Genomic DNA, 11,873 nt, shown 5'->3' on the forward strand with positions numbered 1-11,873 from the left:
TCCTTTCATGGGGCGCGCAGCGCATAACGGTGCGCGCCGTGTGGCAATGACGAAATAGTTCGCGCGGCGTCGAGCATGACGCGCGCTGCGAATGCGGTGTGCTCGAACCGGGCCTCGACCAACAGGCTGGCATGTTTGCCCGAGGCCGCGGTGCTGCGCCGTTCAATTACCAGGCCCTGGCCTTCCTCGGCCTCGATGTCGGCCAGGTCTTCCACCTGGAACACCTGGGTGGCCTCGCCGGCAAACAAGGGATCGGCGCAGATGGCTGCCTGGACTGGTGCAAGATCGGCGCCCTGCTCAAGCGTGACGTAGACCAGGTGTTGCAGCGCCCCGCCGGCGCTGTGGAATTCGCCGGCCAGGGCCTCCTTTACGCCCCGTATGTGCGCCACGGCCGCACTGCGGTGCAGGCTCAGGCCAGGATGGCGATGCGACAGGTTGCGCCCGCGCGGGATCAGCATGTCGAAGGCGTGCGAAAACAAGGGCAGCACGCCGGGATCCCACCCGGCGCCGACCACCGCGGTGGTGCGGTGAGCCCTGGCAATGTCATCCAGTTCCCCGTAATGGGTGGCGAGTGCGTGGCCTTCGAGGCGGGCGCATTCGACTATCGGTATGCGGGCCTGCAGCAATTCCCGCGACACGCCCAATACATTGCCTGTCGGCACGCAAACAAGCGCGATATCGACGTAGGGCAGGTCGCTCACATGGTCTACCGCCGGAAACGGGGCCAGTTCTCCATACATGGGGCGCAGCGATACGGGCCGCCGCACGACACCGGCCAGCGTCATTTCGGGTTCGTCGATGAGCGCCCTGGCACAGGCCCTGCCCAGCCTGCCCAAACCGATCACCGCCACGTTCAGCTTACGCATTGCGCCAAATCGGATAAGGTTGTTGATTGCATTGGTGCGGGAAAGTGCGGACCCGCATTGTCGTTAAATCATCAATCGATCATCTTCATTATATGGCGCGCAACAATGGCTGCCGTGATCGAAATCATCTGCGCGTCACTTGCGCGGCCCGATCAGCCCCGTGCGGAGCAAGCGGGGGGCGTCGTGTCAGGTGCCCGCACCGCTGACTTCGAGCAGCAAGTCGTGCTGCCCCTGCCTGGCCACCTGGACGCCGAATGGCCGGCCTTCCCGGTTCAGCGTTTCCATCAGCCAGCGCACGCCGGGTTCCGGCGCGTAGTTCGCGCGAAAGTGCCGGGTTTGCGTGGCGCTCATTGCCAGGCGGGTCAGCCGGCCCTGGGCCAGGGTGGGAAAATACATCAGCGCCAGGTCGCCACGGCATTGTGCGTGGCCGCCTATCCCTTCGTAGTCGTTGAGGAAGTCGCCGCAACCGTACAGGATGGGCTTGCCCCGGTAGACTTCGATGCCTTTCACGTGGTGCGAAGAATGGCCGTGCACCACATCCACGGCGGCCGATTCGATCAGGCCATGGGCGAAGCTGCGCTGTTGCGCCGAGACGTCGAAGCCCCAATTGGCTCCCCAATGCAGCGATGCCACCACCAGGTCGCCAGCCCGTTTCACAGCGGCCACCTGGCGGGCGATGGTCTTGAGGCTGCGCGCCGTCAGGCCGGCAAGGAAATTGACGCCGGGCCGGGACGTCCCCGCACCCCATTCGGGCGGCACGCCGCTGTCCTCCGTGGCCCACGCAAACACCAGCACCCGGCCCTTGCCCGGCACAGCGAGCTGGGCCGGTGCCGCAGCGGCGGTGGCATCGCGCCCGGCGCCGGCAGTGGCGATGCCGGCGCGGTGCAGGCTCTCCAGCGTTTCCTTCAAGCCCTGATAACCCCAGTCCAACACGTGGTTGTTGGCCAGTACGCAGCAATCGATGCCGGCAGCGCTGATGCAGGGCAGGTTAGCGGGATGCATGCGGTAGTGGATACCTTTGCCGGGCCAGGCTTGCTCGCTGGCGGTGATCGCCGTCTCCAGATTGATGATGCGCACGTCCGGCGCCGCACGCCGCAAGGCGTCCAGCGCGTTGCCCCAGATGTACGGGAAGTCCACCGGCTGCGGGACCGAACCGCTGCTCTCGCGCGCCAGTTCAACATAGACGAGCGCCGAGCGTACGCAGGATTCGAACAGCTGCGGTTTGCCGGGGTGGGGAAGGATCTGGTCGATGCCGCGTCCGGTCATCACGTCACCGCACAGGAACAGGGTGATGCCGGGGGCATGCAAGTCTGTTTGCATGACAACGCTCCTTGATGGCGACGCCCGCGCCGGTAGTCAGTCAATGGCGGGACTGGTATCACCAACAGTACAGGCAACAGTGTATCCCTTCGCCCGGCCAACGGCGGCGCCGCCAGCGATTGGCGGCATGCCCGACGGTGTGCAGACCTTTATTGCCGACGCCGCACCAGTTCGGTGATGACCTGCTCGAGCGTCGTTGTACCAGCCCATGCGCGCGCGGCGGGATCGCTCCCGATGTCGATATGGGCGCCATTGAGGCCTCGGGTCATTTCGGCGAAACCAGCGAGGGCGGCCCTTGAGAACTGGGCATCGGCCAGCGCACTGGACCATGCCGATTCCGGCAGGACTGCCACGTCGACAGGCTTGTGTAGCGTGGCTGAAACCATGGCGGCGACATCAGCCGGGGCGTAGTCCTTGGGCCCGGCGAGCGTGACGATGCCGGTTGCGGTGCCGCTTTCCTGCAGCAAAGCGGCGGCGGCGCTGCCGACATCGGCAGTCGCCACCATCGGCAGGGCACGCCGGGGCGGCGCCAGGAACGTCGGCAGTACGCCGCTGCGCACGGCTTGTGCCACCATCGGCATCCAGTTCTCCATGAAATAGGCGGCGCGCAGGAAGGTGGTGGCAACACCGGCCGCGCCCAAACGTTGCTCGAACAGGCGGTTCATCCAGATCCAGCCCGTACCGCTCTCGCGGTCGGCGCCTACCGAGGACAGCGCGACCAGCCTGGGCACGTGCGCCGCCACCGCGGCGCGGGCCGTGGTATCGGCAATCAACTCTGCCAGCTCGAACAGGTCTTCACGGCCGTAGTGCTGCGGACAGACGACATAAGCGCCCTGGGCATGATCGAGCGCCCTGGTCATCGCGCCCAGGTCGGTCAGGTCGGCCACGGCGACCTCGGCGCCGCGTTCGGCCCAGAGCCGGCCCCTGGCCGGGTCGCGTACCACGACGCGCACCGGATGGCCGCAGCGCAACAGGGTATCGGCGGCGGCCGCGCCGGTACGGCCGGTCACGCCGAATACAACGTAAGGAAGGGGGGAGTAAGCAGTCATGAAAAATCTCCTGTTCAGATGAATCCGAATGGTGCATGATCGCTCGACTTACATAAATGGCATGAAAGTCATAATCAACATGCACCAAGTGGATTTGTCCGCAGTCGACCTTAATCTGTTGAAGCTGTTTGAAGCGCTGGTGCGCGAGCGCAGCGTCACCCAGGCGGGCCTGCGGCTGGGCTTGAGCCAGCCGGCCGCCAGCCGCGCGCTGGGGCGACTGCGCGCCATGCTCGGTGATCGCCTGATGGTGCGCGGCAAGCTTGGCCTGGAACTGACGCCGCGCGGTGAAGCGCTGGCAGGGCCGGTGACCAGGCTGCTCGATGATGCCCGCGGCATCGTCTCGCCTGCCGTGTTCGATCCCGCCTCCGCGGCGGGGCGCTTCACGATTGCCGCCCACGACCACCTGAGCCTGGTGGTGCTGGCTGGCCTGATCGCCCGCTTCGAACGCCATGCGCCTGCGCTCAGCCTCCATATCGCCCAACCTGTGGGAGACAACGTGCGGCTGATCGAACAGGGTGGGGCCGATCTGGCGCTGGGCATTTTCGATGCGCTGCCGGGCAGTTTCCATCGGCGCGGCCTGTACACCGACAATTTTGTGTGCGTGCTCAGGTCCGGTCACCCCGCCGTGGCGGATGGACTCAGCCTGGAGCGTTATGTGGCCTTGCGCCACGTCGCTGTGACCATCTCCGGCGTGGGCGCCAGTGCGGTCGACGTCGCGCTCTCGGCAGCGGGTCGCACTCGCCACGTGGCGCTGCGCGTACCCCACTTCCTTGCCGGTGCGATGCTGGTGGCCGACAGCGACATGGTGCTCACGCTGCCAGGCCGTCTGGCGCGCCTGCTGGCGCAACGGCTGCCGCTCGTGTGCATGGCGCTGCCGCTCCAGGTGGCTCCCTTGTCGCCGGCCATGATCTGGCACGCGCGTTGCCATGGCGATGCTGCCCATGCGTGGGTGCGGCAACAGCTTGCCGATGTGGTTGCCTCGTTCAATACGGCTGGCTAATGCCGGCTATGCCATCGCCTGCATCGCGCGCGATGGTGCCGCATGCCGGCTGGTCGTCAGTTGCGCCGTTCGACAATGACGTAGTGCTTCCTGATCGGCTCCACCACTTCGAATACTCCCTTGAAGCCGGCGGGGATCACCAGCGCGTCGCCGGGGCCGGCTTCGGCGGCGTGGCCTTGTTCATCGATGACGCGGCAGCGGCCTTCCAGCACGTAAAAGTATTCATCCTTGTCCTGGGCGAAGGCGATACGCCAGCTGCCTGGCTCGCACGCCCATACGCCGGCACTGACGTCGCCGCTGGCGCTGGTGAAGTGGTTCCAGGTGGTGCGCTGCGGCTTGCCGTGCAACCTGCGCTCTGCGCGTGGGTAGTCGTATTCGGGCGTGGGCGATTGCTGGCGGAATGCGGTGATGGCTGGCATGGTCGTGGATGACTGGTTGCTGGAGGCGCGATTATATGCCGCATCCCGCGTCAATCTGAACTGGCGGGCGCGGCATGCGCGCGGGCAGGGCGGCCGTGCGCCCCTCAGGCGAGCGCCGCCGCGCTCCCCGCCTGGCGGCGCCACGCCAGCCGCACCTGGCCGGGGCCGCCACGCCACTGGTCATCAGGCCGCAAAGCCGCCGTCGATGAGCAGGTCCGCGCCCGTGACGAAGCCCGCTTCCGGGCCGGCCAGGTAGGCCACCATGGCGGCCACTTCATCGGCGTGGCCATGACGGGGCAGCGCCATCAGGCCATGCAGCGCGGTGGCGAAATCCCCGTGGGCCGGATTCATGTCGGTGTCGACCGGGCCGGGCGCGACGTTGTTGATGGTGATATTGCGGCTGCCCAGGTCGCGTGCCAGGCCTTTCACCAGCCCGGTCAGCGCCGCCTTGCTCATGGCGTACACGGCGCCGCCGGCGAAGGGCATGCGCTGCGCGTTGGTGCTGCCGATGTTGATGATGCGGCCTCCTTCGCGCATGTGGGCGGCGGCCGCCTTGGCGGCGACGAACACGGAACGCACGTTGACGGCGACAGTCTGGTCGAAGTCCTCCAGCGCGTACTCGTGCAGCGGGCCCATACGCAGCACCCCGGCGCTGTTGACCAGGATGTCGAGCCGGCCAAAGCGCGCCGCCACGCTGTCGATGGCGCCGGTGAGCGCGGCGGCGTCCGCGGCGTCGGCGTGGATGGCCAGGGCCGTGCCGCCGGCCGCTTCGATGTCGGCCGCCAAAGCGTGGGCGGCGCTGGCCGAGGCCGCGTAGCCGATGGCCACTGTGGCCCCTGCGCGGGCCAGGCGGCGGGCCGTCGCCGCGCCGATGCCGCGCGAGCCGCCGTTGATGAAGGCAACTTTGCCGTTGAGATCGGAGTTCATGGTGGGTTTCCTTTCGAATCGGTGGATGGTGTCGCCAGTATGGTCTGGGCCGGCTTGTCACGGTAGACGGTAATTGGCAGCGACAGTTTCAACCGCTGGTATAAAATGACGCCATGTCCACCGAACTTGCCAGCCACCTCGATGCCTTTGTCACCTCCGCCGACGAGGGCAGTTTTTCCGCAGCCGCGCGTCGCCTGGGGCACACGCCGGCCGCCGCCAGCAAGAGCGTGGCGCAGCTGGAGAACCGGCTCGGCGTGCGCCTGTTCCAGCGCAGCACCCGCAGCCTGGCGTTGACCACGGACGGCGAACGGCTCTATGCGCAGGTGCGCCTGCCCTGGCGCGAGATCGGCGACGCCCTGACCGACTTGCATCAAGGGGCAGGCAAGCCGGCCGGCTCCCTGAAAGTGTCGCTGGCGCACACGGTGGGGCGCGATTATGTGCTGCCTTTGCTGGCCGGCTTCGCGGCCAGCTACCCCGATGTCGTGCTGGACTTGCGCTTCGATAACCGCCAGGTGGACCTGGTCGCGGAAGGCTTCGATGTCGCCATCGGCGGCGGCATCGAGCTGACCGAGGGCCTGGTCGCGCGCGAGTTGGCCCGCGTGCGCATCGTGCTGGCCGCTGCGCCCGGCTACCTGCGCGCCTACCCGGCGCCCGCCGATCCGGGCGGGCTGGCCAGGCATGGCGGCTTGCTGCGCCGCTCGCTGGCCACCGGGCGGGTGTTGCCCTGGACCTTGCGCAACCGCGCGGGCCAGGAAATGGTGGCCAGCGTGCGCCCCGTCGCCGTGCTCGATGATCCGGAAGCCATCGCGCGCGCGGCCGCCTGCGGCATGGGGATGGCGATGCTGCCCATGCCGCATGCGCTGCCCTTGCTCGACAGCGGCGCGCTGGTGCAGGTGCTGCCCGACTGGTACGCCGAGGCCAAGCCCTTGTCCATTTACTATTCCAGCCGCAAGCTGGTGCCGGCCAAGGTGCGCGTATTCGTTGACCACGTGCTGGCCCGGTTCCGCGCCAGCGGGCATCCGGCCCGGTTCAACCCGTCCTGAGCGGCCGCCCGGGACGGGCCCGGTTCGACAAGTCCGGGCGGACCGCCCGTGGCTGCCCGCCCGGCCGGCGCCGGGCCCGGGGGGAGGGCGGCAAGGTGCCCGTCCATGCGCCGCGGCACGGAATTGTGGCAAAAATATCGGCCCGTCTGCTGTTATATGTCTTATATAAGACTGGTTGAGGTACAATAGCGCGTAGTACCGGCGGTCGATGTTCCGCTTTTTCCGCAATCTATCCTGACTGAGAGATTTTTTCATGCTAGCTGCCTACCGCAACCAAGTCGCCGAGCGCGCATCCCTTGGCATCCCTCCGCTGCCGCTGACCGCGGCCCAGACCACGGACCTGGTCGAACTCCTGAAGAATCCGCCAGCAGGTGAGGAACAATTCCTGGTCGAGCTGATCACCAACCGCGTGCCGGCCGGCGTGGACGACGCCGCCAAGGTCAAGTGCGCCTTCCTGGCCGCCGTCGCCAAGGGCACGGAAAGCTCGCCGCTGGTGTCGCGCGAACTGGCGACCCGCCTGCTGGGCACGATGCTGGGCGGCTTCAACATCAAGCCCATGATCGACCTGCTGGACGACGCCGTGGTTGGCGCCATGGCCGCCGAAGGCCTGAAGAAGACCCTGCTGATGTTCGACTACTTCCACGATGTGAAAGAGCTGGCCGACAAGGGCAGCGCCCGCGCCAAGGAAGTGCTGCAATCGTGGGCCGATGCCGAGTGGTTCACCTCGCGTCCCGAAGTGCCGCAAAGCCTGACCCTGACCGTGTTCAAGGTCTCCGGCGAAACCAACACCGACGACCTGTCGCCGGCACCGGACGCCACCACCCGTCCCGACATCCCGCTGCACGCGCTGGCGATGCTGAAGAACCCACGTCCCGGCATCAATCCGGACGTGCCAGGCTCGGTCGGCCCGATCAAGCAGATCGAAGCGCTGAAAGCCAAGGGCAACCTGGTCGCCTACGTGGGCGACGTGGTGGGCACCGGCTCGTCGCGTAAATCGGCCACCAACTCGGTGCTGTGGTTCACGGGCGAAGACATTCCTTTCATCCCCAACAAGCGTTTCGGCGGCGTGTGCCTGGGCGCCAAGATCGCTCCGATCTTCTACAACACGATGGAAGATGCCGGCGCGCTGCCGATCGAGCTGGACGTGTCGCAAATGGAAATGGGCGACGTGGTCGAGCTGCGTCCATACGAAGGCAAGGCCCTGAAGAACGGCGCCGTGATCGCCGAGTTCAAGGTCAAGTCCGACGTGCTGTTCGACGAAGTGCGCGCCGGCGGCCGTATTCCGCTGATCATCGGCCGCGGCCTGACGGCCAAGGCGCGTGAAGCGCTGGGCCTGGCCCCATCGACCCTGTTCCGCCTGCCGCAGAACCCGGCCGATACCGGCCGTGGCTACTCGCTGGCCCAGAAGATGGTCGGCCGCGCTTGCGGCATGCCAGAAGGCCAGGGCATCCGTCCAGGCACTTACTGCGAACCGAAGATGACCACCGTGGGCTCGCAGGACACCACCGGCCCGATGACCCGCGACGAGCTGAAAGACCTGGCTTGCCTGGGCTTCTCGGCCGACATGGTGATGCAGTCGTTCTGCCACACGGCAGCCTATCCGAAGATCGTGGACGTCAAGACCCACCGCGAACTGCCAGCGTTCATCGAGAACCGTGGCGGCGTGGCCCTGCGTCCGGGCGACGGCGTGATCCACTCGTGGCTGAACCGCCTGCTGCTGCCTGACACCGTCGGCACCGGCGGCGACTCGCACACCCGTTTCCCGATCGGTATCTCGTTCCCGGCCGGCTCGGGCCTGGTGGCCTTCGCCGCCGCCACCGGCGTGATGCCGCTGGACATGCCGGAATCCGTGCTGGTGCGCTTCAAGGGCAAGATGCAGCCTGGCGTGACCCTGCGTGACCTGGTCAACGCGATTCCGCTGTACGCCATCCGCCAGGGTCTGCTGACCGTGGACAAGAAAGGCAAGAAGAACATCTTCTCCGGCCGCATCCTGGAAATCGAAGGCTTGCCAGACCTGAAAGTGGAACAGGCATTCGAGCTGTCGGACGCCTCGGCTGAGCGTTCGGCCGCCGGTTGCACCGTGCACCTGGACAAGGCACCGATCATCGAGTACATGAACTCGAACATCACGCTGATGAAATGGATGATCGCCACCGGCTACCAGGACAAGCGCACGCTGGAACGCCGCATCAAGGCCATGGAAGCCTGGCTGGCCAAGCCGGAACTGCTGTCGCCGGACGCGGACGCCGAATACGCTGCCGTGATCGAGATCGACCTGGCCGACATCCACGAGCCTATCGTTGCTTGCCCGAACGACCCGGATGACGTGAAGACCCTGTCGGAAGTCGCTGGCGCCAAGATCGACGACGTGTTCGTCGGTTCCTGCATGACCAACATCGGCCACTTCCGCGCCGCTTCGAAGGTCCTGGAAGGCAAGTCGGACATCCCGGTCCGCCTGTGGATCGCGCCACCGACCAAGATGGACGCGCAAGTGCTGACGGCCGAAGGCCACTACGGCACGCTGGGCCGCACCGGCGCCCGCATGGAAATGCCGGGCTGCTCGCTGTGCATGGGCAACCAGGCGCAGATCCGCAAGGGCGCCACCGTGATGTCGACCTCGACCCGTAACTTCCCGAACCGCCTGGGCCTGGACACCAATGTGTACCTGGGTTCGGCCGAACTGGCGGCCGTGTGCTCGGCGCTGGGCCGCATCCCGACCAAGGAAGAGTACATGTCGCAGATCGGCGTGCTCGACAAGAGCGCTGACCAGATCTACCGCTACATGAACTTCGACCAGATCGAAGAGTTCCGTTCGGTGGCCGACAAGGTGGAAGTCGGTGCCTGAGGCACGCTAACGCCAGCGTCGTAGGCTGAGCGGAACCCCGGCAAGTCGGCAACGACTTGCCGGGTTTTTTTTATTGCGCGATGGAGCGGCATCGCGATATCAATGGTAGGTGCTTGGTTGTTAAAATTATTATTTTATATAATAATTATGCTTTAATTTTTATTAAGGCTAATATGACTCTCCGCGCCATTGTCTGTGGGGCACTGTTTGGCATCGCCGGTGTGTGCTCCGCTGCCGACATGACCTATACGTACACGGGAAATTTTTTTGAGCATAACGACCTGACGGCCGAGCCGTCGCGCATGGTCGCGCATTTCGTGTTCGATTTTGATCACTCGCCGCAAGCAGCAGACAATATTTATGCGATCAAGCGTTGGGATGTCAGTGCGGCTGGATTGTCTTTTAATCAGGCGACGCCTAGTTTCCTGCCACAATTTAAATTCGCCTTCGACGGCAATATGAACATTGTGGAATGGTATATGTCGGAGGCGAACACGTCGGGCTGGAGCGCATTTAGCTCTGCGGCGGGGCGCTTTAGCAATGGATACCCGGCCGAAGATTTCGTCACGCCCTATGTGAACTGGGGGCAGTACGCCAGTGTCCAGGGTAAGCCCGGTGTGTGGACGGCATCGGCCGCGCCGGTCCCTGAGCCGGCCGCCTATCTGACGTTAATCGCCGGATTGGCTTGCTTGGCTGGCTTACGGCGCCGCTCCGGCAAGTCCCAGGCGACGTAAGGGCGTGCATCGCCGGGACCACAGTTATCGGATGGTCGCGCGACGTGAGGCGCCTTCCTTGTGCGCCTCGCCCGCGCGGCCTCAGCGGCGCAACGCCTCGTGCTCGAGCGCGAACATGAAGCCGCCCCAGTGGCGGCCGTTCACGTACACCGGCTTGGACACCAGGACAAAAATGTCGCCGATGTCGCGCATATAGGCCTGGAACTGGAACGGGCGCGTGTCGTTGGCAACCTTGGACAGCATCTCGTTGCCATTGTGGAAGCGCTTGTCGCGGCAGTGGGCCGTGTCGTGCGCCACGTCGCCGGTGGGGCGCTGGCAGTATTTGCTCACGTGGGTGGGCGGGTAGACGTCGCCCACCGTGCACATGACGGCCAGGTCGCAACCGGGCACGCTGGCCGCCCATGCGTCGAATAATGGCTGGAACAGTTTTTCGTAGGCGCCGTCGTAGCTGGTGTGGTATTGCTGCGGATTGGTGCCCGCGATCGGCTGAAAGCGGCGGTCGAACACGTCGTAGCCCTGGTCCACCAGTTGCTGCAGGCCCCGTTCGCATGCGCGATGGCATTGTTCCAGGCGGGCGATCAGGTGGTCGAACGCTTCTTCGCCCAGGGTGTGCTTGCCCAGTTCGCTCATGCCATCTTGCGCCGCCGCCGTCAGCTTGCGCGACATGGCCAGGCAGGTATCCATGGCGCCGGCCATTTCCTGCGACAGCTTGCGCATCTGGCCCACGTTCTCCGTGATGGTGTCGTTGTTGGTCGAGACAGTGTCCACGATACCGCGGATGGCGTCGATCTCGCGCGACACGCGCGCGCTGCTGCCGGCGAATTCATCGAGCTGGCGCGTGGTGCTGCCCATCACGCCGCAGGTCTGGCTGATGTTGTCCGTGATTGCGGCCGCCACGTCCGACGTGTGCTGTGAGTGCTGCTGGATGGCTTGCACCTGGCGCGTGACGGAGTCGGCCAGCGCGCGCGTTCGCGCCGCCAGCGTGCGCACCTCGGCCGCTACCACGGCGAAGCCGCGCCCCATCTCGCCGGCGCGGGCGGCCTCGATCGAGGCGTTGATCGAGAGCAGGTTGGTTTGTTGCGAAATGCCGGAGATCTGGTCCATCAGGCCCAGCGTGGAACTGGTGCCCTCGAGCAGCTTGCCTATGTTGGCATGAAAGGTCTGCATCACGTCGGCCGCTTCGCGCGCCTTGTCGTTGGCGGCAGCCACGTCGGCGCGGGTGGTGGCCATGCCGTTGGCCAGTTCGGTGGCATAGCCGGCGATATGGTTGATGCTCGACTGGACTTGCTGCACCTCGGCCGACGATTGCGCCGTCAGTGTGTAGATATGGCTGGTCAGGTCTTGCTGGCGCTGGGAGTGCTCGCTGGCGGACTTGATCTGCTTGCCGATATGGGCCGCTTCCACCGACATGCCAATGTTATGGCCGCGCACCAGGCGCATCACCGGTTGCAGCAGGCCGCCGCTGTGATCTTGTCCCAGCCGCAGCAAGGCGACCCCGGCCACCGCGTAGCCGAGCGCCCACCAGGGGGCTCCGGAAGTCGTGAGCAGGGCTGCGCCGCCCAGCACCAGTAAGCCTTGGGCCGCCATGGGTTTGATCGTGAATTTGTTCATGCTCGGTCGAAAGAGAGGATAGGGTGTTGACGAGAACGCAATATTAGCGCAACGCAAGC

General features: G+C 65.6%; 10 protein-coding genes. 4 read left to right on the forward strand and 6 right to left on the reverse strand.

Annotated elements, in window-relative coordinates; all coding sequences use genetic code 11:
- Nucleotides 1-5: 5 nt before the first annotated feature.
- The 3 genes from H3H36_RS20635 to H3H36_RS20645 form a co-directional block, all read right to left on the reverse strand.
- Nucleotides 6-866, reverse strand: a complete 861-nt coding sequence (locus H3H36_RS20635) for a hypothetical protein (RefSeq protein WP_182219973.1) — start codon at nt 864-866, stop codon at nt 6-8.
- A gap of 186 nt (nt 867-1,052) precedes the next feature.
- Nucleotides 1,053-2,186: a CapA family protein gene (locus H3H36_RS20640; protein WP_182219974.1), complete on the reverse strand. Its 1,134-nt coding sequence runs from the start codon at nt 2,184-2,186 to the stop codon at nt 1,053-1,055.
- A 149-nt stretch (nt 2,187-2,335) separates the two neighbouring features.
- On the reverse strand, nt 2,336-3,235 hold the full coding sequence (locus H3H36_RS20645; RefSeq protein WP_182219975.1) for an NmrA family NAD(P)-binding protein: 900 nt from the start codon (nt 3,233-3,235) through the stop codon (nt 2,336-2,338).
- A gap of 28 nt (nt 3,236-3,263) precedes the next feature.
- Between H3H36_RS20645 and H3H36_RS20650 the strand changes: the two genes are divergently transcribed.
- Nucleotides 3,264-4,235: a LysR family transcriptional regulator gene (locus tag H3H36_RS20650; protein ID WP_182219976.1), complete on the forward strand. Its 972-nt coding sequence runs from the start codon at nt 3,264-3,266 to the stop codon at nt 4,233-4,235.
- A 56-nt stretch (nt 4,236-4,291) separates the two neighbouring features.
- Here H3H36_RS20650 and H3H36_RS20655 read toward each other — a convergent pair whose 3' ends face one another.
- Nucleotides 4,292-4,654 (reverse strand): cupin domain-containing protein, encoded by a 363-nt coding sequence (locus tag H3H36_RS20655; RefSeq protein ID WP_182219977.1) that lies wholly within the window; start codon nt 4,652-4,654, stop codon nt 4,292-4,294.
- A gap of 183 nt (nt 4,655-4,837) precedes the next feature.
- Nucleotides 4,838-5,581 (reverse strand): SDR family oxidoreductase, encoded by a 744-nt coding sequence (locus tag H3H36_RS20660; protein ID WP_182219978.1) that lies wholly within the window; start codon nt 5,579-5,581, stop codon nt 4,838-4,840.
- A 113-nt stretch (nt 5,582-5,694) separates the two neighbouring features.
- Between H3H36_RS20660 and H3H36_RS20665 the strand changes: the two genes are divergently transcribed.
- The 3 genes from H3H36_RS20665 (at nt 5,695) to H3H36_RS20675 (ending at nt 10,203) form a co-directional block, all read left to right on the forward strand.
- The gene (locus H3H36_RS20665; protein WP_182219979.1) at nt 5,695-6,624 is read left to right on the forward strand and encodes a LysR family transcriptional regulator; all 930 of its coding nucleotides are present in this window, start codon (nt 5,695-5,697) and stop codon (nt 6,622-6,624) included.
- Nucleotides 6,625-6,877: 253 nt separating this feature from the next.
- Complete coding sequence (acnB, locus tag H3H36_RS20670) at nt 6,878-9,469, forward strand: bifunctional aconitate hydratase 2/2-methylisocitrate dehydratase (RefSeq protein WP_182219980.1); 2,592 nt, start codon at nt 6,878-6,880, stop codon at nt 9,467-9,469.
- A gap of 56 nt (nt 9,470-9,525) precedes the next feature.
- Entirely contained in the window at nt 9,526-10,203 is a 678-nt protein-coding gene (locus H3H36_RS20675) for a PEP-CTERM sorting domain-containing protein (protein WP_182219981.1), read from the forward strand.
- An 81-nt stretch (nt 10,204-10,284) separates the two neighbouring features.
- On the opposite strand, the gene H3H36_RS20680 is transcribed toward H3H36_RS20675, so the two are convergent.
- Nucleotides 10,285-11,814 (reverse strand): methyl-accepting chemotaxis protein, encoded by a 1,530-nt coding sequence (locus tag H3H36_RS20680; protein ID WP_182219982.1) that lies wholly within the window; start codon nt 11,812-11,814, stop codon nt 10,285-10,287.
- Nucleotides 11,815-11,873 lie beyond the last annotated feature (59 nt).

The sequence above is a fragment of the Rugamonas fusca genome (assembly GCF_014042365.1).
GTDB classification, from domain to species: Bacteria; Pseudomonadota; Gammaproteobacteria; order Burkholderiales; family Burkholderiaceae_D; genus Rugamonas; species Rugamonas fusca.

Excerpts from the sequence above, each read along its gene's own strand:
- H3H36_RS20665 (WP_182219979.1), top strand. The coding sequence starts at position 5,695 with ATGTCCACCGAACTTGCCAGCCACCTCGATGCCTTTGTCACCTCCGCC.
- H3H36_RS20680 (WP_182219982.1), bottom strand. The coding sequence starts at position 11,814 with ATGAACAAATTCACGATCAAACCCATGGCGGCCCAAGGCTTACTGGTG.
- acnB (WP_182219980.1), top strand. The coding sequence starts at position 6,878 with ATGCTAGCTGCCTACCGCAACCAAGTCGCCGAGCGCGCATCCCTTGGC.
- H3H36_RS20655 (WP_182219977.1), bottom strand. The coding sequence starts at position 4,654 with ATGCCAGCCATCACCGCATTCCGCCAGCAATCGCCCACGCCCGAATAC.
- H3H36_RS20650 (WP_182219976.1), top strand. The coding sequence starts at position 3,264 with ATGGTGCATGATCGCTCGACTTACATAAATGGCATGAAAGTCATAATC.
- H3H36_RS20635 (WP_182219973.1), bottom strand. The coding sequence starts at position 866 with ATGCGTAAGCTGAACGTGGCGGTGATCGGTTTGGGCAGGCTGGGCAGG.
- H3H36_RS20660 (WP_182219978.1), bottom strand. The coding sequence starts at position 5,581 with ATGAACTCCGATCTCAACGGCAAAGTTGCCTTCATCAACGGCGGCTCG.
- H3H36_RS20645 (WP_182219975.1), bottom strand. The coding sequence starts at position 3,235 with ATGACTGCTTACTCCCCCCTTCCTTACGTTGTATTCGGCGTGACCGGC.
- H3H36_RS20640 (WP_182219974.1), bottom strand. The coding sequence starts at position 2,186 with ATGCAAACAGACTTGCATGCCCCCGGCATCACCCTGTTCCTGTGCGGT.